Source organism: Klebsiella sp. JB_Kp031, from assembly GCF_040064295.1.
GTDB classification, from domain to species: domain Bacteria; phylum Pseudomonadota; class Gammaproteobacteria; order Enterobacterales; family Enterobacteriaceae; genus Klebsiella; species Klebsiella quasipneumoniae.
Genome location: NZ_JBEAJW010000043.1, coordinates 125,370 through 149,618 on the forward strand (window position 1 = coordinate 125,370; position 24,249 = coordinate 149,618).

Below are 24,249 nucleotides of genomic sequence, written 5' to 3' on the forward strand. Positions count from 1 at the left end.
TCCCTTCCGGTGGCAAATCCGGAAAGATTGTCGGCGTTCTCTTAAAAAAGACACAGGATCACGGCGATGAAAACACGAAAGATTGGACTGGCTAACTACCTGGCCTACGGCGCGGGCGATTTTCTCGGCGCCGGCACCACGGCGCTAACCGCCGCATGGCTGCTCTACTTTTACACCACCTTCTGCGGACTCTCCCCGATAGAAGCCACGCTTATATTCGCTTCCGCCCGCGTACTGGATGCGGTGGTGAGCCCGCTGATGGGCTTTCTCACCGATAACTTCGGCACCACCTGGCTCGGCAAGCGCTTCGGCCGCAGAAAATTCTTTATTCTGCTCGGCATCCCCTGCGTATTCAGCTACTCGGCGATGTGGGTCGGCGAGATGGGATTCTGGTACTACCTGGTCACCTATCTGCTGTTTGATATGGTCTACACCATGATTCTGGTGCCCTACGAGACGCTGGTGCCGGAGATGACCGATGACTTTAAACAGAAAACCAAATTCTCCGGCGCGCGCATCTCAATGGCGCAAATGTCGGCAATTTTAGCCTCCTTTCTGCCGGGGATCCTCCTTACCTGGCTCGGCAAAGACAATGCCAGCTCGTTCTTTTATGCCAGTCTGGTGTTCTCGGTCCTGTGCGCGGTGATGCTGACCTTCGTCTGGTGTTTCACCTGGGAGCGGCCGCGTGAGGCCTGGTCAGAGGCGGCGCTGCGGGCGGAAGCGGAAAAACAGAACCTCACTCTCGCCCAGAGCCTCAATCGCCTGGTGATTGAGCTGAGCTCTACGCTGCGGATAAAAATTTTCCGCCAGCACCTCGGCATGTATCTGGGGGGCTATATCGCCCAGGACGTCTTCAATGCCGTGTTTACCTACTACGTGGTCTTTGTTCTGATGCAGGAAGCTTCTGTCGCCTCGAATCTGCTGGGGACGATGGCGATTTTCCAGTTTATTGCCGTGATCGCCATGATCCCGCTGTGCATTCGCTTTGGCCCCGCGCCGTCGTACCGCATGGTGGTGGTCCTCTTTGGCCTGAGTTCGCTCTCCTATGCGCTGCTCTATTACGCCGGACTGAGCGACGTCTATTCATTATTGTTGCTCATCTCTGCTGTCGCCGGACTGGGACGCGGCGGGATTAACTACGTGCCGTGGAATACCTACACCTATATTGCCGACGTCGACGAAGCGATCACCGGCCAGCGCCGGGAGGGGATTTTTGCCGGCATCATGACCCTGACCCGCAAAGCCTCGCAGGCGGGGGCGGTGATGCTGGTGGGCATCATTATGCAACTGTCGGGGTTTGTCTCCGGGCAAAAAATACAGCCTGAAGGGGTCAGCCATACCATTCTGCTGATCCTCAGCGTCGGTACATTGGTGGTGTTAGCCTGCGGCTTCCTCGTTTCACTGCGCTTCAAACTCAATCTGCACACCCACAGCGTCCTGCGCAGCGAAACCCTCAGAATGCGCGAAAGCGGTCACGCCCGGCCGGAGCTGACCAGTGCGGAACACCGCGCGGTGGTCGAGATGCTGGCGGGGATGCCCTACGACTGCCTGTGGGGGAATAACAATATTGGCTATCTGAATCGTCATAAACCTGCTGCCCCGGCGCTCACCCAGGGCGGCGCTTTGAATTCGACATATACCCGAGGTTAACAACATGAAAGTTTGGCCGGTCAAACATAGCCCATTACTCTGTCAGCCTGAGCGTTTTATCGCCCGCAGCGAACTGCAGGCGCTGATCCGCAACGTGACGCAAAACCTGGTGAATATTAAGGATGAGAGCGGGCAATTTTTACTGCGCCTGGATGACGGGCGCGTTATTGATACCAAAGGCTGGGCCGGCTGGGAGTGGACCCACGGCGTCGGACTGTACGGCATCTATCAGTATTATCAGCAAACCGGCGATATCGAGATGCGCGATATCATCGACCGCTGGTTTGCCGATCGCTTCGCCGAGGGGGCCACGACCAAAAACGTCAATACCATGGCGCCGTTTCTGACCCTGGCTTATCGCTTTGAAGAGACCGGGTGTAAGGCGTATCTGCCGTGGCTGGAGAGCTGGGCGGAGTGGGCGATGTATGAGATGCCGCGTACCGAGCAGGGCGGTATGCAGCACATCACCCTGGCGGAAGAGAACCACCAGCAAATGTGGGATGATACGCTGATGATGACCGTGTTGCCGTTAGCCAAAATAGGCAAGCTGCTTCACCGTCCGCATTATGTGGAGGAGGCGACCTATCAGTTCCTGCTTCATGTGCAAAACCTGATGGACCGGGAAACCGGACTGTGGTTTCACGGCTGGAGCTATGACGGTCGGCATAACTTTGCCCGGGCGCGCTGGGCACGGGGCAACAGCTGGCTAACCATGGTGATCCCGGATTTTCTTGAGTTAGTGGATCTTCCAGAAGGGAATGCGGTACGGCGCTATCTGACCGAGGTGCTGAACGCGCAAATTGCCGCTTTAGCGAAATGCCAGGATGACAGCGGCCTGTGGCATACCCTGCTGGACGACCCGCACTCTTATCCTGAGGCTTCGGCGACCGCCGGCTTTGCCTACGGCATACTTAAAGCGGTGCGCAAGCGATATGTCGGGCAGCACTATGCCGGGGTGGCAGAAAAAGCGATTCGCGGAATTGTGCAGAATATATCGCCGCAGGGGGAGCTGCTGCAGACTTCCTTTGGCACCGGAATGGGGTCAGACCTCGATTTCTATCGCCAGATCCCACTCACCTCGATGCCCTACGGCCAGGCGATGGCGATCCTCTGTCTGACCGAGTATCTGCGCAAGTATTTCTGAGCAAGAGAGCCCGCTGGCGCGGCGCCTGAAAAAATTAACCCGGCTTTCGCCGGGTTGGTTTTACATACGCTCGACGGTTTCGATACCGAGGGTATCAAGACCCAGCTTGAGGGTTTTCGCCGTCAGCAGCGCCAGCTTCAGGCGGCTGTTGCGGGTCGCTTCGCTCTCCGCGCTGAGGATCGGGCAGTGCTCGTAGAAACCGGAGAACAGGCCCGCCAGATCGTAGAGGTAGGCGCACATCACGTGCGGCGTCCCTTCGCGAGCGACCACGGAGAGGGTCTCTTCAAACTGCAGCAGGCGCGCGGCCAGCTGGGCTTCGCGATCTTCCGCAATTACCACCGGCGCGTCGGTGAGGGCGTTTTCATCAATGCCGGCTTTACGGAACACGGAGAGCACGCGGGTATAGGCATACTGCATATACGGCGCGGTGTTGCCTTCGAACGCCAGCATATTATCCCAGTCGAAAACGTAGTCGGTGGTGCGGTTTTTCGACAGGTCGGCATATTTCACCGCGCCGATACCCACCACTTTCGCCAGATTTTCCAGCTCATCAGCGGACATTTCCGGGTTCTTCTCGGCCACCAGGCGACGCGCGCGCTCCAGCGCTTCGTCCAGCAGATCCGCCAGCTTCACGGTGCCGCCGGCGCGGGTTTTAAACGGCTTGCCATCTTTACCCAGCATCATGCCGAACATATGGTGCTCCAGCGGCACGGAGTCCGGCACATAGCCTGCCTTACGCACGATGGTCCACGCCTGCATCAGGTGCTGGTGCTGACGGGAGTCGATGTAGTAGAGCACGCGGTCGGCGTGCAGCGTTTCATAGCGATACTTCGCACAGGCGATATCGGTGGTGGTATAGAGGTAGCCGCCATCCTTTTTCTGGATGATGACGCCCATCGGTTCGCCTTCCTTGTTTTTATACTCATCAAGGAACACCACGGTGGCGCCTTCGCTCTCAACGGCCAGCCCTTTGGCTTTCAGATCGGCGACGATTCCCGGCAGCATCGGGTTGTACAGGCTTTCGCCCATCACGTCATCGCGGGTCAGCGTCACATTCAGGCGATCGTAGGTGATCTGGTTCTGCGACATGGTGATGTCGACCAGCTTACGCCACATCTGCAGGAAGTACTCATCGCCGCCCTGCAGCTTAACCACGTAGCTGCGCGCACGCTCGGCGAAGGCTTCGTCTTCGTCGTAGTGTTTTTTCGCTTCGCGATAGAAACCTTCGAGGTCGGCCAGGGCCATCTCACCGGCGTTTTCCTGCTGCTGTTTTTCCAGATACGCGATCAGCATGCCGAACTGGGTGCCCCAGTCGCCGACGTGGTTGGCGCGGATCACCTTATGGCCAAGAAACTCCAGGGTACGGACCGAGGCATCGCCAATGATGGTCGAACGCAGATGGCCGACGTGCATCTCTTTCGCCACGTTCGGCGCCGAGTAGTCGACGACGATGGTCTGTACCTGCGGCGTGGCGACGCCCAGGCGTTCGGACTGCAGCGCGCGGTTGATGTTGTCCGCCAGGAACGCGGGGTCAAGGAAAATATTGATAAAGCCCGGCCCGGCGATTTCAACCTTGCTGGCAATGCCGTTGAGGTCAAGATGAGACAGTACCTGCTCTGCAAGTTGTCGCGGCGCCATGCCCAGTTTTTTGGCGACAGCCATCACGCCGTTGGCCTGATAGTCACCGAACTGAACTTTTGCTGACTGGCGGACCTGAGGTTCGCAATCGGCAGGCGCGCCTGCCGCGATCAGGGCCTGGCTGACTTTTTCTGAGAGAAGAGCCTGAATATTCACCGGAATACCTTACGTGTAATGCGCCAGCCCCCGAGGGAGGCGGCGCCGGAATGTGGACAAATTAGGGCGGGAGTATACTGCATTTGTCCCCGTCCGTCAGCATCGCGCGCGGCCCGGCGGCGTGGGCAATCCATCGCCGGTCAGTCACGCATCGGCAGGGTGGCGGTTGGTCCGCGGCCGGAAACACGGTAGATTAGCCTTTTTATTATTGACGAACCTAATTGACGAGCAAACCCATGGCGAACTGGCAGCAGATTGAACAACTGGCCGATATTACGGCGGATCTCCCGCGATTTTCCGATGAGCTGCAGCGCTTCGCTGCGCGACTGGGACTGGAGATCGGCGGACTCGACGCCGACCATATCTCCCTGCGCTGTCATCAGAACGCTACCGCGGAGCGCTGGCGCAGCGGTCTGGCGCAGTGCGGCACTCTGCTGTCGGAGAATATAATCAACGGCCGGCCTATCTGCCTGTTTAAACTGGCGGAGCCGGTCTGCGTGGCGCACTGGCGCTTCCATATCGTTGAGCTGCCGTGGCCGGGTGAAAAGCGCTATCCCCATGAAGGCTGGGAGCATATCGAAATTGTCCTGCCCGGCGATCCGGCTACCTTAAATGCCCGCGCTCTGGCGCTGCTGGCCGATGACGGACTCAGCCAGCCGGGGATCGTCGTCAAAACCAGCTCGCCGAAAGGGGAACACGAGCGCCTGCCTAATCCCACCCTGGCGGTCACCGACGGCAGCGTGACGGTCAAATTTCATCCGTGGTCTATTGAACAAATCGTCGCCAGCGAGCAAGCCGATACGTAACAGTGTGAAGCTGCGCGGCGTCTGCCGCGTGAAATCATGACATGCTAAGAAAGTTGTCTGGATCAGGGAGTAAGGAATGGCGGTACTGGAAGTTTGTTGTTACAGCATGGCGTGCGCCAGGGAAGCTGAGCGCTGCGGCGCCGATCGTATTGAACTCTGCGCCGCGCCGCAGGAAGGGGGATTAACCCCCTCTTACGGGGTGCTGGTCTCGGTCCGCGAGGCGATTACTCTCCCGGTGCATCCGATTATCCGCCCGCGTGGCGGCGACTTCTGCTATACCGAAGAGGAGTTCGCCGCGATGCTTAGCGACATCCGCATGGTGCGGGAGCTCGGCTTTCCCGGGCTGGTGACCGGCGTACTGGATGTCGATGGTCAGGTCGATATCCCGCGGATGAAAAAAATAATGGCTGCGGCCGGGCCGCTGGCGGTGACCTTTCATCGCGCGTTCGATCTGTGCGCCGACCCGCGTCAGGCCTGGGAGACGCTGGGTGAGCTGGGGGTTAAACGTATCCTGACTTCCGGTCAGCAATCCTCGGCGGAGAAAGGTATTTCATTAATTACGGAACTTATTGCCGCAGGGGATACTCCAATCATTATGGCCGGTGCGGGAGTGCGCGCCGCGAACCTGCCGCTGTTTCTGCAGGCGGGGGTGAAAGAGGTTCATAGCTCTGCAGGCCAGTGGTTGCCATCGGAAATGCGCTTTCGTCATCCAGGCGTTTCGATGTCAGCCGATCCCGATGCAGACGAATACAGACGCTACGCCGTGAATGGCGCAGCGGTGGCGGAGATGAAAAAGATAATTTCCGCTAACAGAAGTTAAACGGTTTTTGCTGCACATCATGTCGCCCAATATGATGATTGCCCGTACCAGGCCCCTGCCCATTAAACAGGGGCCTTTTTTTATCTCGCTTTTTTTGCCAGCGATTGCTGGGTTTCCGGTTTAGTGGCGATAATCACCGCGCGCAGCGGCGCCGGATAGCCTTCCACGGTTTTGCGCTGATCCTGCGTGTCGAGGAAATCGGCCAGCGATTCGCTGGTCATCCATTCTGTGCGCCGCTGCTCCTCCGTCGAGGTGACGCAGGCGTCGACGATGCGCACATCGATAAATCCGCACTTCTCCAGCCACATTTTCAGGGCCGCCGCCGAGGGGATAAAATAGACGTTGCGCATCTGCGCATAACGGTCGCCCGGAACCAGCACCGTATTTTCATCCCCTTCGACCACCAGCGTCTCCAGCACCAGCTCACCTCCCGGCGCCAGCTGATCTTTCAGCTGCCACAGATGATCCAGCGGCGAGCGGCGGTGGTAGAGCACGCCCATCGAGAACACGGTGTCGAAGGCCTCCAGCGCCGGCAACTGCTCGATGCCCAGCGGCAGAAGATGCGCCCGCTGGTCGTTGCCGAGGAGCTTACGTACCGCTTCAAACTGACACAGGAACAGCTGGGTGGGATCGATGCCGACCGCCAGATGCGCGCCGGCGCCGATCATCCGCCACATGTGATAGCCGCTGCCGCAGCCCACGTCGAGGATGGTTCGTCCGCTAAGATCGGACAGGTGCGGCAGGACGCGCTCCCATTTCCAGTCGGAGCGCCATTCGGTATCGATGTTGATGCCGTACAGCGAATAAGGCCCTTTGCGCCATGGCATCAGGTTTTTCAGCAGATTTTCTATCCGCAGCCGATGGCCTTCGCTGAGCGGCGTTTCGCTTTCGGCGGTGACGCTGTGCAGGAGGTCCAGACGCCAGGGCGTTAATTCCGGAAGAAACTCAACGGCGCGCTCCCATTCGCGAAACTTGCCATGCAGGGCCTCGCGCTGCCAGGCGGCTACCTGGGCAGGCAGCGTCTCCAGCCAGTGAGACAGCGGGCTTTTGGCGATCAGCTGATAGAAGTTACTGAAGTCGATCATGCCTGCTCCCCGGATTTTACTGCCACCAGCGAGCCAAAGTTAAAGCACTGGAACCACAGTTCGGCATGTTCGAACCCAGCCTGACGCAGGCGTTTTTTATGGGTTTCCACAGAGTCGGTCAGCATTACATTTTCCAGCATGCTGCGTTTTTGACTGATCTCCAGCTCGCTGTAGCCGTTCGCGCGCTTAAAGTCATGATGCATATTGAACAGCAGCTCGCCGACGTGGGCGTCTTCGAAGCTAAATTTCTCCGAGAGCACCAGCGCGCCGCCGGGATTCAGCCCCTGATAGACTTTATTGAGGATCGCCTGGCGATCGCCCGGCTCAAGGAACTGAATGGTAAAGTTCAGGATCACCAGCGAGGCGTTTTCAATGGCCACATCGCGGATATCCCCTTCAATCACCTCGACCGGCGTCGGTGCTTTATAGGCGTCAATATGGCGACGGCAGCGCTCCACCATCGCCGGGGAGTTATCGATGGCGATAATGCGGCAGCCCGGGTGGCTAATATTGCGGCGCACGGAAAGAGTGGCGGCGCCCAGCGAACAGCCAAGATCGTAAACCTGGGTGTGGGGCTGAACGAAGCGCTCGGCCAGCATGCCGATCATCGAGATGATATTGGAGTAGCCAGGCACAGAACGCTGGATCATATCGGGGAAGACTTCAGCAACCCGTTCATCAAAGGTCCAGTCGCCGAGGCTGGCAATCGGCGCGGAAAAAAGCGTATCGCGGTGAGACATAACGTTAAACCCGAAAAAACGAAAACGGCGTATTGTGCGCTAACGGAGGGAGAAAACCAACTCCCAGGGCATATACCAGAGATTGGCCAGCACCATCAGCAACAACGCGCACCAGGTGGCGCTCATGCCGGAGCGGCGCCAGTGGTAGACACGGTGATGAAAACCCCAGGAGTGCATCAGTCGTCCGAGGATCAATAAAATGCCGCAAACGTGCACCATCCAGGTCTGGGCGCCGTTCATCTCCATAAATAACAGCAAAATGAGGCCAATCGGCACATATTCCACGGCATTGCCGTGAACGCGGATGGCGACCTGCAGCTCGCTGAAGCCGCCGTCGCCATAGCCTACATGGTATTGGGTGCGCAAACGCACCACGTCAAATGAGAACTTCACTAACAATAACGCACCTAAAACGGCATACAGCGCGCTGACCATACGAAAACTCCCTTTAACTCTGGCAGATGGCTCCGGATATGATAGCAGGATATCAGAAAAGAGAAGATTGCTGCGGAATCGACGGCGCATTTCCTAGCGCCGGCAGGGCAGCGCGCAGATCGCCCCACAGGGTATCCACCAGCGCCGGCGCGTAAGCAATGTCGGGGGTATGGAGGAACAGCCACGGCGTCCCCGACTGATGCCATTTCGGCAGCGTCTGCAGCCAGACGCGAAACAGTTCCCGATTATGGACCATATCGTCGCCGCCAATAAAGCGCACCATTGGCTGCCGGGCGGTCATCACTGCATGCACCGGCACCTTCGGTTTCTTTTGTTGCGCGTCGATCATCGCCGGACTGGTGGCCGCGGCGCTGTGGACCGGGCGGCTGTCGAGGATCACGCGGTTGACGTTGCGCTGGTGCAGCCCGCGGTTGAGCTGCTGTTCCGCTTCCCCTTTGGCGAAGAACTCGGGGTGACGAACTTCGACGCCGTAGGTGAAATCCTTCGGCAGTGCGTCGAGAAAGTGCCATAGCGCGGGGAGATCGCGAGGACCAAAGGTCGCCGGCAGCTGCAGCCAGTACTGGCCGATGCGCGAGGCCAGCGGCGCCAGGCGGGTGAAGAATTCATTACTTAACTCGTCGCAATGGCGCAGGGCGGCCTGGTGCGAGATAGTCGCCGGGAATTTAAAGCAGAAGCGGAAGTCATCGTGGGTCTGCTCGTACCAGCGAGCGACAATCTCCGGCTTGGGCAGCGCATACAGGGTGGTGTTGCCCTCGACGCAATTGAAGTGGCGGGCGTACTCTTCAAGGCTGGTGATGCCAAGGCGCACCCATTTCGGGTGCGACCACTGGGGAAGCCCAATATAAATCATAACGCGGCGAGGATCTCCTCGGTGCTGCGCACGCGGCCGATGCGCGGGAAAATATGCGTCATGCTGCCCTGATGCTGCTCGGCGGAGGCGGCGCTGCAGGCATCTTCGGCGATGACCAGGTTAAAGCCCAGCTCCCAGGCGTTGCGGGCGGTGGATTCGACGCCGATGTTGGTGGATATGCCGCAGAGAATAATGGTGTCGATACCGCGGCGGCGCAGCTGAAGCTCAAGGTCGGTGCCATAGAACGCGCCCCACTGGCGTTTGGTCACTTCGATATCGCGCTCTTGTTTACCCAGCGCGGCCGGATAGGCCCACCAGTTCTCAGGCAGCGTATGCGCCCCGGCCTGAGCGTCGACAGGCTGTTTCAGCGCTTCGGCGAAATCGGCCGACCAGCCGACGCGGACCATGATCACCGGCGAACCCTGTTGCCGGCATTTGTCTGCCAGGCGAGCGGCGCGCGCCACCACCTCGTCAGCCCGATGTGGGCCGCCGGCGAAAGGCAGAATGCCTTCCTGCAGATCGATCACCACCAGCGCCGTGTTTTTCGCATTGAGTTCTAACATGGTATCCCCGTATCTTCATCTGTTGTCAGGCGGCTACAATACCTTTGCGGCTTCAGCAAAAGGGTAACAAATTTTGTTAATTTATGTGAGTGTGGACGTTAAGCGCGCAGCAAAGCAGCGTACATCGTGCGTCGGACTTATCGAACGACAGAATTTCCAGTATAATAGCCGCCTTTTTTCATTCAGTTGTGACATCAGCTAAAGCTGCGACCTCGTCGCCTGCAGGGCAGACGACAATCCGCCGACGGCTAAGTTAAGGGATATCTCATGCGTACAGAATATTGCGGACAGCTTCGACAGTCCCACGTTGGGCAGCAGGTGACTCTGTGTGGTTGGGTCAACCGCCGTCGCGATCTCGGTAGCCTCATTTTTATCGATATGCGCGACCGCGAAGGCATCGTTCAGGTGTTTTTCGATCCGGATCGTGCGGATGCGTTGAAGTTAGCCTCTGAACTGCGTAATGAGTTCTGCATTCAGGTCACTGGCACCGTTCGCGCGCGTGAAGAGAAAAACATCAACGCGGACATGGCCACCGGCGCTATCGAAGTGCTGGCTTCCGATCTGACGATCATTAACCGCTCAGAATCGCTGCCGCTGGACTCCAATCACGTCAACACCGAAGAAGCGCGTCTGAAATACCGCTACCTCGACCTGCGTCGTCCGGAAATGGCGCAGCGTCTGAAGACCCGCGCGAAAATCACCAGCTTTGTGCGCCGCTTTATGGATGACCATGGCTTCCTCGACATCGAAACCCCGATGCTGACTAAAGCTACCCCGGAAGGCGCCCGCGATTACCTCGTGCCTTCCCGCGTGCACAAAGGCAAATTCTACGCGCTGCCGCAGTCGCCGCAGCTGTTCAAACAGCTGCTGATGATGTCCGGCTTCGACCGCTACTATCAGATCGTCAAATGCTTCCGCGATGAAGACCTGCGTGCCGACCGTCAGCCTGAATTTACCCAGATCGACGTGGAAACCTCCTTTATGACCGCGCCGCAGGTGCGTGAGATCATGGAAGCGATGGTGCGTCAGCTGTGGCTGGAGATTAAAGGCGTCGATCTGGGCGACTTCCCGATCATGACCTTCGCCGAAGCCGAACGTCGCTACGGTTCCGATAAACCGGACCTGCGTAACCCGATGGAGCTGGTGGACGTCGCCGACCTGCTGAAATCAGTGGAGTTCGCGGTCTTTGCCGGCCCGGCCAACGATCCGAAAGGGCGCGTGGCGGCGCTGCGCGTGCCGGGCGGGGCTTCTCTGACCCGTAAGCTGATTGACGAATACGGCAACTTTGTCAAGATCTACGGCGCGAAGGGGCTGGCCTATATTAAAGTGACCGAACGTGCCAAAGGCATGGACGGGATCAACAGCCCGGTGGCCAAATTCCTGACCGCTGAAATCGTGGAAGCGATCCTCGACCGCACCGGCGCGCAGGACGGAGACATGATCTTCTTCGGCGCCGACAACAAGAAAGTGGTGGCCGACGCGCTGGGCGCGCTGCGTCTGAAGCTGGGCAAAGATCTGAGCCTGACTGACGAGAGCAAGTGGGCGCCGCTGTGGGTGATCGACTTCCCGATGTTCGAAGACGACGGCGAAGGCGGCCTGACGGCGATGCACCATCCGTTCACCTCGCCGAAAGATATGACGGCGGACGAGCTGAAAGCCGCGCCGGAAGAGGCCGTGGCCAACGCCTACGATATGGTGATTAACGGTTATGAAGTCGGCGGCGGTTCGGTGCGTATCCACCGCGGCGACATGCAGCAGACGGTATTTGGTATTCTGGGCATTAACGAGCAAGAGCAGCGTGAGAAATTCGGCTTCCTGCTCGATGCGCTGAAATACGGTACCCCGCCGCATGCGGGCCTGGCGTTCGGTCTTGACCGTCTGACCATGCTGCTGACCGGTACCGATAACATCCGCGACGTTATCGCTTTCCCGAAAACCACCGCGGCCGCCTGCCTGATGACCGAAGCGCCAAGCTTCGCCAATCCGGCGGCGCTGGGTGAACTGGGTATTCAGGTTGTGGAGAAAGAGGCAAAAGCGTCTCTGGAGAACAAGTAATATGTCATTTAAGCTGCCCGTTTCGGTGCTGGTGGTGATTTACGCCGAAGATACGAAACGGGTGCTGATGTTGCAGCGGCGCGACGATCCCGCGTTCTGGCAGTCGGTCACCGGCAGCCTGGAAGCAGGAGAGACCGCGCTGCAGGCTGCCGCGCGTGAAGTAAAGGAAGAGGTCGCCATTGACGTTGCCTGCGAGCAACTGACCTTAATCGACTGTCAGCGCACGGTGGAGTTTGAGATCTTTTCTCATTTGCGTCATCGCTATGCGCCGGGAGTGGAGCGAAATACGGAATTCTGGTTCTGTCTTGCGCTGCCTCATGAGCGGGAAATTACCTTTACCGAACATCTGGCCTACCGCTGGGTCAGCGCGACGGAAGCCGCTGCGCTGACCAAGTCGTGGAGCAACCGGCAGGCGATTGAAGAATTTGTAATTAACGCCGCCTGAAAGGGCGCGCTTTTTGGAGAGTTTTTTATGGCAGGTCATAGTAAATGGGCCAACACCAAACACCGCAAAGCGGCACAGGATGCCAAGCGCGGTAAAATCTTTACGAAAATCATTCGCGAACTGGTTACCGCAGCGCGTCTGGGCGGCGGCGATCCGGCGTCCAACCCGCGTCTGCGTGCGGCGGTGGATAAAGCGCTGTCTAACAACATGACCCGCGACACCCTGAACCGCGCCATCGCGCGCGGCGTCGGCGGCGATGAAGACGCGAACATGGAAACCATCATTTACGAAGGCTATGGCCCTGGCGGCACCGCGGTGATGGTGGAATGTCTGTCCGACAACCGTAACCGTACCGTTGCGGAAGTGCGTCACGCCTTCACTAAAACCGGTGGTAACCTCGGCACCGACGGTTCTGTCTCCTACCTGTTCAGCAAAAAAGGCGTCATCTCCTTCGAGAAAGGCGATGAAGACACTATCATGGAAGCGGCGCTGGAAGCTGGCGCTGAAGACGTGGTGACCTATGACGACGGCGCGATCGACGTCTACACCGCATGGGAAGAGATGGGCGCCGTGCGCGACGCGCTGGAAGCCGCTGGCCTGAAAGCCGACGCTGCTGAAGTCTCGATGATCCCGTCCACCAAAGCGGATATGGATGCCGAGACGGCGCCGAAGCTGCTGCGTCTGATCGATATGCTCGAAGACTGCGACGACGTGCAGGAAGTGTACCATAACGGCGAGATCTCCGACGAGGTCGCAGCCACCCTGTGATGCAGCCGCATCCACGGTTCACCGGAGGCGCGTGATGGCTATTATTCTCGGCATTGACCCGGGGTCGCGCGTTACCGGTTATGGCGTGATCCGTCAGGTCGGCCGGCAGCTGAGCTACCTTGGCAGCGGCTGTATCCGCACCAAAGTGGACGATCTGCCGTCGCGGCTGAAGCTGATCTACGCCGGGGTGACGGAGATCATCACCCAGTTCCAGCCCGACTTTTTCGCCATTGAGCAGGTCTTTATGGCCAAGAATGCCGACTCGGCGTTAAAGCTCGGGCAGGCGCGCGGGGTGGCGATCGTGGCGGCAACCAATCAGTCGCTACCGGTGTTTGAATACGCCGCCCGCCAGGTTAAGCAGACGGTTGTCGGCATTGGCAGCGCTGAAAAGAGTCAGGTCCAGCACATGGTGCGCACCTTGCTCAAGCTGCCTGCCAATCCGCAGGCGGATGCGGCGGATGCGCTGGCGATCGCCATCACCCATTGCCATGTCAGCCAGAATGCCGCTCAGATCAGCGAGACCCGGCTCAATCTGGCGCGAGGGCGCTTACGATAATCGCAAATCAGGCTGGATATCTATCCAGCCTTTTTTTATGATACCGCCAGATACTTAGACCATAACGCAGGAGCCCCACGTGATAGGCAGACTCAGAGGCATCATTCTCGAAAAACAACCCCCGCTGGTGTTGCTGGAAACGGCGGGCGTCGGCTATGAAGTGCACATGCCAATGACCTGCTTTTATGAGCTGCCGGAGGCCGGGCAGGAGGCGATTGTCTTCACCCACTTTGTGGTGCGTGAAGATGCCCAGCTGCTGTATGGGTTTAACAATAAACAGGAGCGTACCCTGTTTAAAGAGTTGATTAAAACCAACGGCGTAGGGCCAAAGCTGGCGCTGGCGATCCTCTCCGGCATGTCGGCGCAGCAGTTCGTCAACGCCGTTGAGCGGGAAGAGGTCGCCTCGCTGGTGAAGCTGCCGGGGATTGGTAAAAAAACCGCTGAACGCCTGATCGTCGAGATGAAAGACCGCTTCAAAGGGCTTCACGGCGATCTGTTCACCCCGGCGGCCGATCTGGTGCTAACCTCGCCGGCAGGCCCGACGGCGGACGATGCCGAGCAGGAAGCGGTTGCCGCGCTGGTCGCGCTGGGTTATAAACCGCAGGAGGCCAGCCGGATGGTCAGCAAGATCGCGCGTCCGGACGCCAACAGTGAAACGCTAATCCGCGAAGCGCTGCGCGCCGCGTTGTGAGGTAAGGGATGATTGAAGCAGACCGGCTGGTATCGGCAGACAGCAGCGGCTTCGAAGAGGCCGCTGACCGCGCCATCCGCCCAAAATTGCTGGCAGAATATGTCGGCCAGCCGCAGGTGCGTTCGCAGATGGAGATCTTTATCCAGGCGGCGAAGCTGCGCGGCGACGCCCTCGATCACCTGCTGATTTTTGGCCCGCCAGGGTTGGGGAAAACCACCCTGGCCAATATCGTCGCCAATGAAATGGGGGTGAATCTGCGTACCACCTCCGGCCCGGTGCTGGAGAAAGCGGGCGATCTCGCCGCGATGCTCACCAACCTCGAACCGCACGATGTGCTGTTTATCGATGAGATCCATCGCCTCTCGCCGGTGGTGGAAGAGGTGCTCTATCCGGCAATGGAAGACTACCAGCTGGATATCATGATTGGCGAAGGGCCGGCGGCGCGCTCGATTAAAATCGACCTGCCGCCGTTTACCCTGATTGGCGCCACCACTCGGGCCGGTTCGTTGACCTCGCCGCTGCGCGACCGCTTTGGCATCGTGCAGCGTCTGGAGTTCTATCAGATCCCCGATCTGCAGCATATTGTCAGCCGCAGCGCCCGCCATATGGGGCTGGAGATGAGCGACGAGGGCGCGCTGGAAGTGGCCCGCCGTTCACGCGGCACGCCGCGTATTGCCAACCGTCTGCTGCGCCGGGTGCGTGACTTCGCGGAAGTGCGCCACGACGGCACCATCTCCGCCGACATTGCCGCCCAGGCGCTGGATATGCTCAACGTCGATGCGGAAGGGTTCGACTATATGGACCGCAAGCTGCTGCTGGCGGTAATAGATAAGTTCTTCGGCGGGCCGGTGGGGCTGGATAACCTCGCCGCCGCGATTGGCGAAGAGCGGGAAACCATTGAAGATGTGCTGGAGCCCTACTTAATTCAGCAGGGTTTTCTGCAGCGTACGCCGCGGGGAAGAATGGCGACGGTGCGCGCCTGGAACCATTTCGGGATTACGCCGCCGGAAATGCCGTAGCGCGTTGTGGTTGAGCCGTTCATGGTGAAGCCCGGTCAGCAGCGCGACCGGGCTTTTTCACTTTTAGCTGGCGGCTTTTTTCGTCATGCTGAGAATAAACAGCACCGCAGCGCACAGCACCACCGACGGCCCGGCCGGCGTGTCGTAGAAAGCCGAGAAGGTTAACCCGCCGGTGACGGCCAGCATGCCCACGCCCACCGCCACGGCGGCCATCTGCTCCGGCGTGCGGGCAAAACGGCGGGCGGTAGCGGCCGGGATAATCAGCAGAGAAGTGATGATCAGCGCCCCGACGAACTTCATCGCCACGCCGATAGTCAGGGCGGTGACCAGCATCAACAGCAGCTTGACCCGCTGCAGCTTCACGCCATCGACAAACGCCAGGTCCGGACTGATGGTCATCGCCAGCAGATTCCGCCACTGCCAGAGCAGAATGCCAATCACAATTACCACGCCAATAGCAATGGCGATCAGATCCTGCGGCGTGACCGCCAGCAGATCGCCGAACAGGTACGCCATCAAATCGACGCGGACGTTAGACATCAGACTGACCACCACCAGCCCAAGGGACAGCGCGCTGTGCGCCATGATGCCCAGCAGGGTATCAATCGCCAGATGCGGCCGTTTTTCCAGCCATACCAGCCCGCCGGCCAGCAGCAGGGTCACGGCGATCACCGCATAAAACGGATTGACGTTAAGCAGTAAACCGAAAGCGACGCCGAGTAGCGACGCATGCGCCAGCGTATCGCCGAAATAGGACATGCGGCGCCAGACCACAAAGGAGCCCAGCGGGCCGGCGGCGCAGGCCAGCATCATCCCGGCCAGCCAGCCAGGTAAGAGAAGTTCAATCATTAGCGGCTGTTTCCCCGACGCAATACAATTCGCCCCTGAAGATCGTGGCGGTGATTATGGTGATGGCGGTAGATCCCCAGCTGTTCCGCGCCGCGCGGGCCGAACATGGAGATAAACTCCGGATGCATCGAGACGACTTCCGGTGCGCCAGAGCAGCAGATATGCTGGTTCAGGCACAATACCTCGTCGGTTTTGGCCATCACCAGATGCAGGTCGTGGGAGACCATCAGCACCGCGCAGTCCAGCTCATGGCGCAGCTGGTCGATAAGATCGTAGAGCGCCACCTGGCCATTGACGTCGACGCCCTGGGTCGGTTCATCCAGCACCAGCAGCTGCGGACGATTGAGCAGGGCGCGGGCCAGCAGCACGCGCTGGGTTTCGCCGCCGGAAAGTTTTTGCATCGGCGCGTCGATCAGGTGCCCGGCCTGCACGCGCTTCAGCGCCGGCAGGATGTCGTCTTTGCGGGTGCCCGGACGTAAACGCAGGAAGCGGCTGACGGTCAGCGGCAGCGTGGCGTCCAGATGCAGTTTCTGCGGTACATAGCCGATCCGCAGGCGTTCTTCGCGCTTGATAACACCCTCTGTCGGTGCTACCAGCCCGAGAACCACCCGCACGAGCGTCGATTTACCGGCGCCGTTGGGCCCCAGCAGGGTTAATATTTTGCCTGGCGTGAGAGCCAGCGAGATGTCAGACAGCACGCGGCGTTGGCCAAAGGCCACCGAGACATTTTCCAGCGTTACAAGGTTTGTCATAATCATTTAGGGGTTGCACAAGCTAGTGAATGTTATAATATCACATCACACTCACTCGTTTCGATGACTAGACGCATTATGTTACATAAAAATACGCTTCTTTGCGCTGGACTTAGCGCTGTTTTTTTGTTCGCACAGGTACCGCAGGCCAGCGCCGCCGTGGTGACTTCCATGAAACCGCTGGGCTTTATCGCAGCAGCCATCGCAGATGGGGTCACCGACACCCAGGTGCTGCTGCCCGATGGTGCCTCTGAGCATGATTATTCCCTGCGTCCTTCCGATGTAAAACGCTTACAGAACGCAGACTTAGTGGTGTGGATCGGTCCGGAAATGGAAGCCTTTATGGATAAGTCGACGCAAAGCATTGCGGCGAATAAAAAGGTGACCATCGCTGAGCTGGATGGGGTTAAACCGCTGCTGATCGCCGGCGCTGACGATGATGACGATCATCAGGGTCATGACCATGGCGCAGCGGAAAAAAGTGACGGCGATCACCATCACGGTATCTACAATATGCATCTGTGGTTATCCCCAGAGATAGCGCGGCTTTCGGCGGTTGCAATCCACGATAAATTATTGGAACTTATGCCGCAGAGTCGAGCCAAACTCGACAGCAACCTGCAGCAGTTCGAGGCCGCGCTGGCGGCGACCGACAAGCAGGTTAGCAATGAGCTGGCACCGCTGAAAGGAAAGGGCTATTTCGTTTTTCATGACGCCTACGGTTACTTTGAAAAACACTACGGTTTAACCTCGCTGGGGCATTTTACCGTCAACCCTGAAATACAGCCTGGTGCGCAGCGTTTACACGAAATCAGAACACAACTGGTTGAGCAGAAAGCCACTTGCGTTTTTGCTGAGCCACAGTTCAGGCCAGCGGTTATCGAAGCTGTTGCCAGGGGCACGTCTGTGCGCATGGGGACCCTGGATCCACTGGGTAGCGGAATTAAGCTGGGTAAAGCGAGTTACCCGCAATTCCTCACCCAACTGGCAAATCAGTATTCGAGCTGCCTGAAAGGAGATTAACGAGGAAGTGAATACGTGCAACAGATAGCCCGCGCTGTCACTCAGGCATTTAACAATCTGCCACGACCTCATCGCGTTATGCTGGGGTCGCTTAGCGTTCTTACCTTAGCGGTCGCCGTCTGGCGACCCTACATTTACCACCCGGAATCCGCCCCCATCGTCAGAACCATTGAGCTGGAAAAAAGCGAGATCCGCTCCCTGCTGCCGGAAGCCTCCGAGCCGATCGATCAGGCCCCGCAGGAAGAAGAAGCCATTCCTCAGGATGAACTCGACGAAAAAGCCGATAGCGATGCCGGCGGGCACGAATACGTGGTGTCGACCGGCGATACCCTCAGCAGCATCCTGAATCAGTACGGTATCGATATGGGTGATATCGCCCAGCTCTCCTCCGCCGATAAAGAGCTGCGTAATCTGAAGATTGGCCAGCAGCTCTCCTGGACCCTGACCGCCGACGGCGATCTGCAGAGTCTGACCTGGGAGATGTCCCGCCGCGAAACCCGCACCTACACCCGCGTGGATAACGGTTTTAAAATGAGCAGCGAGCTGCAGAAAGGCGACTGGGTCAACAGCGTGCTGAAGGGCACCGTCGGCGCCAGCTTTGTCTCCAGCGCGCGCGATGCCGGGCTGACCAGCACGGAAATCAGCGCGGTGATCAAGGCCATGCAGTGGCAGATGGATTTCCGTAAGCTGAAGAAAGGCGATGAGTTCTCGGTATTGATGTCCCGCGAAATGCTTGACGGCAAACGCGAGCAAAGCCAGCTGCTCGGCGTGCGTCTGCGCTCCGACGGGAAGGACTACTTTGCCATCCGTGCCGAAGACGGTAAATTCTACGACCGCAACGGGACAGGGCTGGCGAAAGGCTTTATGCGCTTCCCGACAGCGCGTCAGTTCCGCGTCTCCTCTAATTTTAACCCGCGTCGTCTGAATCCGGTCACCGGGCGCGTCGCGCCGCACCGTGGCGTCGATTTTGCGATGCCGCAGGGAACGCCGGTGCTGGCAGTGGGCGATGGCGAAGTGGTGGTGGCCAAGCGCAGCGGCGCCGCCGGGTATTACGTGGCAATCCGCCACGGCCGTACCTATACCACTCGCTACATGCACCTGCGTAAGCTGCTGGTGAAGCCGGGGCAGAAAGTGAAGCGCGGCGATCGTATTGCGCTATCGGGGAATACCGGACGCTCTACCGGGCCGCACCTGCACTACGAAGTGTGGATCAACCAGCAGGCGGTCAACCCGCTGACGGCGAAACTGCCGCGTACCGAAGGGCTGAGCGGTTCCGACCGTACCGATTATCTGGCGCAGGTCAAAGAGGTCGTTCCGCAGCTGCGGTTTGACTAACCACCGGTCAGTGGAAAGCCGGTGCCCCAGGGCGCCGGCTTTTTCTTTTGTAGGATACCCAACGTCTCGCTACACTATCCCATTATCTTGATTAAGCAGTCGATCTGCGGATTGGGCATGGAAACGAAAAAAAATAATATTGAGTTTATCCCTAAGTTTGAAAAATCTTTTTTACTGCCGCGCTACTGGGGCGCCTGGCTGGGTGTTTTTGCCTTCGCCGGTATTGCGCTGACGCCGCCATCCTTCCGCGATCCGCTCCTCGGCAAACTCGGTCGTCTGGTCGGGCGTCTGGCGAAAAGCTCGCGCCGCCGGGCGCAGATTAATTTGCTGTATTGCTTCCCGGAAAAAAGCGAGCACGAGCGGGAAGCGATCATCGACGCCATGTACGCCTCGGCGCCGCAGGCGATGGTGATGATGGCCGAGCTGGGCCTGCGCGATCCGCAGAAAATTCTCGCCCGCGTCGACTGGCAGGGTAAAGCGATCATCGACGAGCTGCAGCGCAATAACGAGAAGGTGATTTTCCTCGTCCCGCATGCATGGGGTGTGGATATCCCGGCGATGCTGATGGCCTCCGGCGGGCAGAAGATGGCGGCGATGTTCCACAACCAGGGCAACCCGGTCTTCGATTACGTGTGGAATACCGTGCGTCGTCGTTTTGGCGGACGGATGCATGCGCGCAACGACGGGATCAAACCGTTTATTCAGTCGGTGCGCCAGGGCTACTGGGGCTACTATTTGCCCGATCAGGATCACGGCGCCGAGCACAGCGAGTTTGTGGATTTCTTCGCTACCTATAAGGCCACCCTGCCGGCGATTGGCCGCTTAATGAAGGTATGCCGCGCCCGCGTCGTTCCGCTGTTCCCGGTCTACGATGGCAAGACGCATCGCCTGACGGTGCTGGTGCGCCCGCCGATGGACGATCTGCTGGACGCTGACGATACAACAATCGCCCGGCGGATGAACGAAGAGGTGGAGGTGTTTGTTACGCCGCACACCGAGCAGTACACCTGGATCCTGAAGCTGCTGAAGACGCGCAAGCCGGGTGAAATAGAGCCCTACAAACGCAAAGAGCTGTACCCTAAGAAGTAGACTGCAAGCGCGCCAGTGGGCATTCCAGGCTCACTGGCTATATTGCGTCAGCAACATCACGCTCTCGGCCACAAGCCGGTAGCGATACTCCGGGCGGCCGGTGATGCCGTAGTGATTGCTGGTGAAGAGCACGTTGATCTGCTCCAGCCAGATCAGGTATTTGCGGCACGATACTCGGGAGATCTGCAGCGCCGCCGCCAGCTCATTGGTTGAAAAATCCCGCGCCTGATGCGCGATTATCCACCGGCACACCAGGCGAAGCGTTTGCGGCGTCAGCCCTTTCGGCAAGCGGCGGGGACCGTCCTGTTGCAGAACCCCGCGGCGTAGCAGGGTGTCGATATCCGCCTGGGCGTAGCAGGATTTCGCTTGCTTCGCATCGCGTTTATTGCGCCAGGTCCGCAGCGCCTCCTCAAAGCGCGACAACTGAAACGGTTTAATCAGGTAATCAACCACGCCATAGCGCAGTGCCGTCTGGACGGTGAGCGCATCGGCAGCGGACGTCATCATGATGACGTCAATATTCCGCCCATCAGCGCGAAGCGCTGGCAGCAGGTCCAGGCCACTCTCCTGGTGCATATAGACATCCAGCAGCAGCAGATCGACCTGCGCCAGATGGCTTAGCATCGCTTTGGCGTCGGCGATCGTCGCCGCTACTCCACAGCAGTGAAAATCAGCTACCCGGCTGATAAATAACTGGTTCAGTTCGGCCACCATGGGATCATCATCGACAATCAGCACATTGAACATGAGTAGTTCCCCCGAGTGGCGGGAAGCCTGCCGGCTTCCCGCGAGATGAGCGATCACAATGACGAACGTTTATACGCGGTGTAGCGCGCTCGCCAGAAGGTTTTATCGATATTCGCCGCCAGTTGCACCTCGTCAATCTGCGGCGCTACGCCGTCTTGCTGAGCCGCGCGGGCGACATCAGCGGCAATGGCCCGGGAAATCATTTCGATCTCTTCTACCGGCGGCAGCAACCCGCCGGTTTCGCGGGTCGCCAGAGGCGAGTGGGCGGCCAGCGTTTTACTGCAGGTGATAAGCATTGCTTCGGTGACGCGCTCGGCTTTACTGGCAAGGATCCCCAGCCCCAGACCGGGGAAAATATAGGCGTTATTGCACTGGGCGATGTCGTAGGTTTTGCCGTCATAGAAGACGGGGTCGAACGGGCTGCCGGTGGCGATAAGCGCGCTACCCCGAGTCCACTCCAGCAGATCCTTCGGCTGGGCCTCGGCCCGGGAAGTGGGGTTAGAGAGCGGCATAATAATCGGACGCGGGCAGTGCCGATGCATCTCTTTCACTATCTCTTCGCTAAACAGCCCCGGCTGGCCTGACACGCCGATCAGCACGGTAGGGTGGACGTTGCGTACGACATCCATCAGCGACAGCTGGGCCGCCTCGGTATCCCAGTGGGCGATACTGGCTCGGGGGGTGACCAGCTCGCGCTGAAAATCGAGCAGATTAGGCATCTGATCAGTCAGCAGACCAAAGCGGTCAACCATAAAGATGCGGCGGCGTGCTTCCGTCTCTGAGAGCCCATCATCCACCATCAGCGCAATGATTTTTTCCGCAATGCCGCATCCGGCCGAACCGCCGCCAAGGAAAACCACCCGCTGATCGCGGAGCGGCGTCCCGGCGGCGGCGGCGGCGGCGATCAGCGTCCCCGACGTCACGGCGGCGGTTCCCTGAATATCATCGTTAAAACAGCACAGCTGGTGTCGATAGCGGTTGAGCAGTCGCGTGGCATTTTTTTGGGCAAAATCTTCAAACTGGAGCAAGACATTCGGCCAGCGCTGTTGAACGGCATGGACAAACATGTCCATAAACTCCAGGTATTGCTCGTCGCTGATGCGCGGATGTCGCCAGCCCATATACAGCGGATCTTCCAGATGCTGCGGATTGTTGGTACCGACATCTAACATAATGGGCAGCGTTGATGCCGGATGAATACCCCCGCAGGCGGTATATAACGAGAGTTTGCCGATGGGGATCCCCATCCCGCCAATCCCCTGGTCGCCCAGCCCCAGAATACGCTCGCCATCGGTCACCACGATGACTTTGATATCGTTGCGGGAAAATCCCTGCAGCATCTCGTCAATATGGTGACGGTTGGGCCAGGAGATGAACAGGCCGCGTCCTCGGCGATATATTTCTGAAAAATGTTCGCATGCTTCACCCACCGTCGGGGTATAAATAATCGGCAGCGTCTCTTTCATATGGCTGCGCAGCAGGTTATAGAATAACGTCTCGTTGGTGTCCTGAATATTTCTGAGATAAATATGGCGCGAAATACTTTTTTTGAACTGGCAAAACTGGCCCCATGCGCGCTCGGTTTGTTCTTCAATGGTTTCCACATTGTGCGGTAACAGTCCCTGAAGATTAAACGCTGTGCGTTCGCTTTCCGTAAACGCGAGGCCTTTATTTAATAACGGGTTTTCCAGCAGGACGGCACCATTATAGGGGGTGTATAAGGTTTCTGTGGCTAACATGACATGACTCCTGAATATCAAATTAAAACGTTGCCTGATGTCTAGGTATTTTATTTCCGTGATTACGAAATGAGATAAATCATGACGCCTTCGGTGACCACGCCGATGGCGGTGCCCAGCAAAATAGAAGATGAGGCGGGTTCAATATAGGTATCGCTGCGCAGGGCAAACATCCCTGCCGCGATAGCGGAAGGCGTCGCGCCGATGATAATAACCTGTTGCATCAGGGTATGACTGAGCCCAAAGGCTAGCCCGGCCAGCGCCATCATGGCCGGCTGGATCAGGTTTTTAATACTGATGTTGGTGCAGGTTTGAATATTGACCGTCGGACGTTCACCGTAAAACAGCAGCCCAAGGGCGAAGAGTGACAGACCGCCGGCGATTTTACCCACCATTTCAACGGGTACGCTGAGCAGATGCGGCAGCTGGATCCCGGCCAGGCTGAGCAGTACGCCGGAAATGGGGATCCAGACAATGGGGTTTCTCACGGCTTTCAGCAGGTTTTGCAGGATCAAGTGCCCGGCGTGGAGCTGGGGAGCCCCAGCGTCTCCGGGCTGGTCTCCCATGCGGATCAGGATGATGGTCAGAGGGATCATCAACACGCTGGTCACCAGGTTTCCGATAAGCACCCCGAGAAAGCCCTCCGGACCTATCAGCACCGCCAGCACGGGAGCGCCGAAGTAGGCCATATCGGGGAAGGCGCAAACCAGCGACTGAATCGCGCTAGTTTTAATATCATGACGAAAAACATAGCGCGAGATCAGTAGCGTAAGAAAATACGACCCCATCAGACCGATAACCAGCACCGCCATAAAGGTGAAGTTTTTTATTTTATCCGGGCTGGTATGTAATGCGCCGATAAAAAGATGAAAAGGAAGCGCAAAGCGGATAACTACCGTGGCGAGAACGGATGCGTCCTCACGGCGAGTATAGCCGAGTTTGCCGCTAAGCCATCCGAGCAGCATGATAAATACCAACGGGAAAAGAGATTGCAAGAGCAGTGAAGGCATAAAAGGTCCTGACATATATTATCGGTTTGTTGTGCTGCCAATCTAACGATCCCCTAATATTTAAAAGGTGATAGCCATCACAGTCATCTGGCTTTAAATAATTTCGCCTTGGCTACTTTAGTTACAAATAGGGAAAAGAGGATTAAATCATGGGGTTGCATTAACAGGAATAATTATTTTAGCGGGCGATAACTTTAGCTTCGTGATAATAAATTAAATTACTTAAAATAAACTTTATGGCTCAGTCACAAAGCCGACAGCGT

General features: G+C 58.1%; 24 protein-coding genes. 13 read left to right on the forward strand and 11 right to left on the reverse strand.

Translation table 11 applies throughout. The annotated features are described in order from the left end of the window. Positions 1-66: 66 nt before the first annotated feature. Positions 67-1,650 carry an MFS transporter gene (locus tag ABLV64_RS25170; protein WP_017900226.1) on the forward strand — a complete coding sequence of 528 codons (1,584 nt, stop codon included), beginning with the start codon at positions 67-69 and terminating at the stop codon, positions 1,648-1,650. A 4-nt stretch (positions 1,651-1,654) separates the two neighbouring features. After that, positions 1,655-2,794, forward strand: a complete 1,140-nt coding sequence (locus ABLV64_RS25175; RefSeq protein ID WP_004203430.1) for a glycoside hydrolase family 105 protein — start codon at positions 1,655-1,657, stop codon at positions 2,792-2,794. Between the two features lie 60 nt (positions 2,795-2,854). Here ABLV64_RS25175 and argS read toward each other — a convergent pair whose 3' ends face one another. Next, complete coding sequence (gene argS / locus ABLV64_RS25180; RefSeq protein ID WP_053810184.1) at positions 2,855-4,588, reverse strand: arginine--tRNA ligase; 1,734 nt, start codon at positions 4,586-4,588, stop codon at positions 2,855-2,857. 236 nt (positions 4,589-4,824) lie between these two features. Here argS and ABLV64_RS25185 point away from each other — a divergent pair, with 236 nt between their 5' ends. Together ABLV64_RS25185 and cutC are read left to right on the forward strand one after the other, a co-directional pair. Further along, positions 4,825-5,394: a VOC family protein gene (locus ABLV64_RS25185; RefSeq protein WP_100050736.1), complete on the forward strand. Its 570-nt coding sequence runs from the start codon at positions 4,825-4,827 to the stop codon at positions 5,392-5,394. Positions 5,395-5,470: 76 nt separating this feature from the next. After that, entirely contained in the window at positions 5,471-6,214 is a 744-nt protein-coding gene (gene cutC, locus ABLV64_RS25190; protein WP_022066256.1) for a copper homeostasis protein CutC, read from the forward strand. A gap of 80 nt (positions 6,215-6,294) precedes the next feature. On the opposite strand, the gene cmoB is transcribed toward cutC, so the two are convergent. Genes cmoB through ABLV64_RS25215 form a run of 5 tightly spaced genes read right to left on the reverse strand, consistent with a single transcriptional unit; the run spans position 6,295 to position 9,908 of the window. Continuing rightward, positions 6,295-7,299, reverse strand: coding sequence for a tRNA 5-methoxyuridine(34)/uridine 5-oxyacetic acid(34) synthase CmoB (gene cmoB / locus ABLV64_RS25195; RefSeq protein ID WP_348843108.1), 1,005 nt, complete (start codon positions 7,297-7,299; stop codon positions 6,295-6,297). Beyond that, the gene (gene cmoA / locus ABLV64_RS25200) at positions 7,296-8,039 is read right to left on the reverse strand and encodes a carboxy-S-adenosyl-L-methionine synthase CmoA (RefSeq protein ID WP_004203422.1); all 744 of its coding nucleotides are present in this window, start codon (positions 8,037-8,039) and stop codon (positions 7,296-7,298) included. The genes cmoB and cmoA overlap by 4 nt, the downstream gene beginning before the upstream one ends. 39 nt (positions 8,040-8,078) lie before the next feature. Further along, on the reverse strand, positions 8,079-8,474 hold the full coding sequence (locus ABLV64_RS25205) for an MAPEG family protein (RefSeq protein ID WP_004203421.1): 396 nt from the start codon (positions 8,472-8,474) through the stop codon (positions 8,079-8,081). 52 nt (positions 8,475-8,526) lie between these two features. Then, on the reverse strand, positions 8,527-9,345 hold the full coding sequence (locus ABLV64_RS25210; RefSeq protein WP_017900221.1) for a DUF72 domain-containing protein: 819 nt from the start codon (positions 9,343-9,345) through the stop codon (positions 8,527-8,529). After that, positions 9,342-9,908, reverse strand: coding sequence for a hydrolase (locus ABLV64_RS25215; RefSeq protein ID WP_017900220.1), 567 nt, complete (start codon positions 9,906-9,908; stop codon positions 9,342-9,344). The genes ABLV64_RS25210 and ABLV64_RS25215 overlap by 4 nt, the downstream gene beginning before the upstream one ends. 267 nt (positions 9,909-10,175) lie before the next feature. Here ABLV64_RS25215 and aspS point away from each other — a divergent pair, with 267 nt between their 5' ends. The 6 genes from aspS to ruvB all read left to right on the forward strand — a co-directional run bounded on the left by aspS (position 10,176) and on the right by ruvB (position 15,442). Then, positions 10,176-11,963 carry an aspartate--tRNA ligase gene (aspS, locus tag ABLV64_RS25220; RefSeq protein WP_004203416.1) on the forward strand — a complete coding sequence of 596 codons (1,788 nt, stop codon included), beginning with the start codon at positions 10,176-10,178 and terminating at the stop codon, positions 11,961-11,963. Position 11,964: 1 nt separating this feature from the next. Further along, complete coding sequence (nudB, locus tag ABLV64_RS25225; protein ID WP_002911477.1) at positions 11,965-12,408, forward strand: dihydroneopterin triphosphate diphosphatase; 444 nt, start codon at positions 11,965-11,967, stop codon at positions 12,406-12,408. Positions 12,409-12,435: 27 nt separating this feature from the next. After that, positions 12,436-13,176, forward strand: a complete 741-nt coding sequence (locus ABLV64_RS25230) for a YebC/PmpR family DNA-binding transcriptional regulator (RefSeq protein ID WP_002911459.1) — start codon at positions 12,436-12,438, stop codon at positions 13,174-13,176. 34 nt (positions 13,177-13,210) lie between these two features. Next, a complete protein-coding gene (gene ruvC / locus ABLV64_RS25235) occupies positions 13,211-13,732 on the forward strand; it encodes a crossover junction endodeoxyribonuclease RuvC (RefSeq protein WP_004203412.1) in 522 nt (173 codons plus the stop codon). A gap of 79 nt (positions 13,733-13,811) precedes the next feature. After that, complete coding sequence (gene ruvA / locus ABLV64_RS25240; protein WP_002911454.1) at positions 13,812-14,423, forward strand: Holliday junction branch migration protein RuvA; 612 nt, start codon at positions 13,812-13,814, stop codon at positions 14,421-14,423. Positions 14,424-14,431: 8 nt separating this feature from the next. Further along, entirely contained in the window at positions 14,432-15,442 is a 1,011-nt protein-coding gene (ruvB, locus tag ABLV64_RS25245; RefSeq protein ID WP_004148860.1) for a Holliday junction branch migration DNA helicase RuvB, read from the forward strand. A 63-nt stretch (positions 15,443-15,505) separates the two neighbouring features. On the opposite strand, the gene znuB is transcribed toward ruvB, so the two are convergent. Both znuB and znuC read right to left on the reverse strand, forming a co-directional pair. Then, positions 15,506-16,291, reverse strand: coding sequence for a zinc ABC transporter permease subunit ZnuB (gene znuB / locus ABLV64_RS25250; RefSeq protein ID WP_004212745.1), 786 nt, complete (start codon positions 16,289-16,291; stop codon positions 15,506-15,508). Then, positions 16,291-17,043 (reverse strand): zinc ABC transporter ATP-binding protein ZnuC, encoded by a 753-nt coding sequence (gene znuC, locus ABLV64_RS25255; protein ID WP_004203406.1) that lies wholly within the window; start codon positions 17,041-17,043, stop codon positions 16,291-16,293. The genes znuB and znuC overlap by 1 nt, the downstream gene beginning before the upstream one ends. Positions 17,044-17,121: 78 nt before the next feature. On the opposite strand from znuC, the gene znuA reads away from it, so the two are divergent. The 3 genes from znuA (at position 17,122) to lpxM (ending at position 20,490) form a co-directional block, all read left to right on the forward strand. Further along, positions 17,122-18,066, forward strand: a complete 945-nt coding sequence (gene znuA / locus ABLV64_RS25260; protein ID WP_186384242.1) for a zinc ABC transporter substrate-binding protein ZnuA — start codon at positions 17,122-17,124, stop codon at positions 18,064-18,066. Between the two features lie 15 nt (positions 18,067-18,081). Continuing rightward, the gene (mepM, locus tag ABLV64_RS25265) at positions 18,082-19,401 is read left to right on the forward strand and encodes a murein DD-endopeptidase MepM (RefSeq protein ID WP_004203403.1); all 1,320 of its coding nucleotides are present in this window, start codon (positions 18,082-18,084) and stop codon (positions 19,399-19,401) included. A 117-nt stretch (positions 19,402-19,518) separates the two neighbouring features. Then, entirely contained in the window at positions 19,519-20,490 is a 972-nt protein-coding gene (gene lpxM, locus ABLV64_RS25270) for a lauroyl-Kdo(2)-lipid IV(A) myristoyltransferase (RefSeq protein ID WP_017900217.1), read from the forward strand. Between the two features lie 30 nt (positions 20,491-20,520). Here lpxM and dcuR read toward each other — a convergent pair whose 3' ends face one another. The 3 genes from dcuR to ABLV64_RS25285 all read right to left on the reverse strand — a co-directional run bounded on the left by dcuR (position 20,521) and on the right by ABLV64_RS25285 (position 23,986). Continuing rightward, positions 20,521-21,237: a two-component system response regulator DcuR gene (dcuR, locus tag ABLV64_RS25275; RefSeq protein WP_017900216.1), complete on the reverse strand. Its 717-nt coding sequence runs from the start codon at positions 21,235-21,237 to the stop codon at positions 20,521-20,523. 53 nt (positions 21,238-21,290) lie between these two features. After that, positions 21,291-22,976, reverse strand: a complete 1,686-nt coding sequence (locus ABLV64_RS25280; protein WP_004203398.1) for an NAD-dependent malic enzyme — start codon at positions 22,974-22,976, stop codon at positions 21,291-21,293. 62 nt (positions 22,977-23,038) lie between these two features. Further along, complete coding sequence (locus ABLV64_RS25285; protein ID WP_064177658.1) at positions 23,039-23,986, reverse strand: AEC family transporter; 948 nt, start codon at positions 23,984-23,986, stop codon at positions 23,039-23,041. Positions 23,987-24,249: the final 263 nt, after the last annotated feature.

What these genes read in the sequence shown, in the direction of transcription:
- ABLV64_RS25230 (WP_002911459.1), top strand. Translation starts at nt 12,436, where the DNA reads ATGGCAGGTCATAGTAAATGGGCCAACACCAAACACCGCAAAGCGGCA.
- ABLV64_RS25215 (WP_017900220.1), bottom strand. Translation starts at nt 9,908, where the DNA reads ATGTTAGAACTCAATGCGAAAAACACGGCGCTGGTGGTGATCGATCTG.
- ABLV64_RS25285 (WP_064177658.1), bottom strand. Translation starts at nt 23,986, where the DNA reads ATGCCTTCACTGCTCTTGCAATCTCTTTTCCCGTTGGTATTTATCATG.
- ruvB (WP_004148860.1), top strand. Translation starts at nt 14,432, where the DNA reads ATGATTGAAGCAGACCGGCTGGTATCGGCAGACAGCAGCGGCTTCGAA.
- ruvC (WP_004203412.1), top strand. Translation starts at nt 13,211, where the DNA reads ATGGCTATTATTCTCGGCATTGACCCGGGGTCGCGCGTTACCGGTTAT.
- cmoA (WP_004203422.1), bottom strand. Translation starts at nt 8,039, where the DNA reads ATGTCTCACCGCGATACGCTTTTTTCCGCGCCGATTGCCAGCCTCGGC.
- ABLV64_RS25210 (WP_017900221.1), bottom strand. Translation starts at nt 9,345, where the DNA reads ATGATTTATATTGGGCTTCCCCAGTGGTCGCACCCGAAATGGGTGCGC.
- znuB (WP_004212745.1), bottom strand. Translation starts at nt 16,291, where the DNA reads ATGATTGAACTTCTCTTACCTGGCTGGCTGGCCGGGATGATGCTGGCC.
- dcuR (WP_017900216.1), bottom strand. Translation starts at nt 21,237, where the DNA reads ATGTTCAATGTGCTGATTGTCGATGATGATCCCATGGTGGCCGAACTG.
- znuC (WP_004203406.1), bottom strand. Translation starts at nt 17,043, where the DNA reads ATGACAAACCTTGTAACGCTGGAAAATGTCTCGGTGGCCTTTGGCCAA.
- ABLV64_RS25205 (WP_004203421.1), bottom strand. Translation starts at nt 8,474, where the DNA reads ATGGTCAGCGCGCTGTATGCCGTTTTAGGTGCGTTATTGTTAGTGAAG.
- ABLV64_RS25170 (WP_017900226.1), top strand. Translation starts at nt 67, where the DNA reads ATGAAAACACGAAAGATTGGACTGGCTAACTACCTGGCCTACGGCGCG.
- ABLV64_RS25185 (WP_100050736.1), top strand. Translation starts at nt 4,825, where the DNA reads ATGGCGAACTGGCAGCAGATTGAACAACTGGCCGATATTACGGCGGAT.
- cmoB (WP_348843108.1), bottom strand. Translation starts at nt 7,299, where the DNA reads ATGATCGACTTCAGTAACTTCTATCAGCTGATCGCCAAAAGCCCGCTG.
- lpxM (WP_017900217.1), top strand. Translation starts at nt 19,519, where the DNA reads ATGGAAACGAAAAAAAATAATATTGAGTTTATCCCTAAGTTTGAAAAA.
- aspS (WP_004203416.1), top strand. Translation starts at nt 10,176, where the DNA reads ATGCGTACAGAATATTGCGGACAGCTTCGACAGTCCCACGTTGGGCAG.
- cutC (WP_022066256.1), top strand. Translation starts at nt 5,471, where the DNA reads ATGGCGGTACTGGAAGTTTGTTGTTACAGCATGGCGTGCGCCAGGGAA.
- znuA (WP_186384242.1), top strand. Translation starts at nt 17,122, where the DNA reads ATGTTACATAAAAATACGCTTCTTTGCGCTGGACTTAGCGCTGTTTTT.
- ABLV64_RS25280 (WP_004203398.1), bottom strand. Translation starts at nt 22,976, where the DNA reads ATGTTAGCCACAGAAACCTTATACACCCCCTATAATGGTGCCGTCCTG.
- nudB (WP_002911477.1), top strand. Translation starts at nt 11,965, where the DNA reads ATGTCATTTAAGCTGCCCGTTTCGGTGCTGGTGGTGATTTACGCCGAA.
- ABLV64_RS25175 (WP_004203430.1), top strand. Translation starts at nt 1,655, where the DNA reads ATGAAAGTTTGGCCGGTCAAACATAGCCCATTACTCTGTCAGCCTGAG.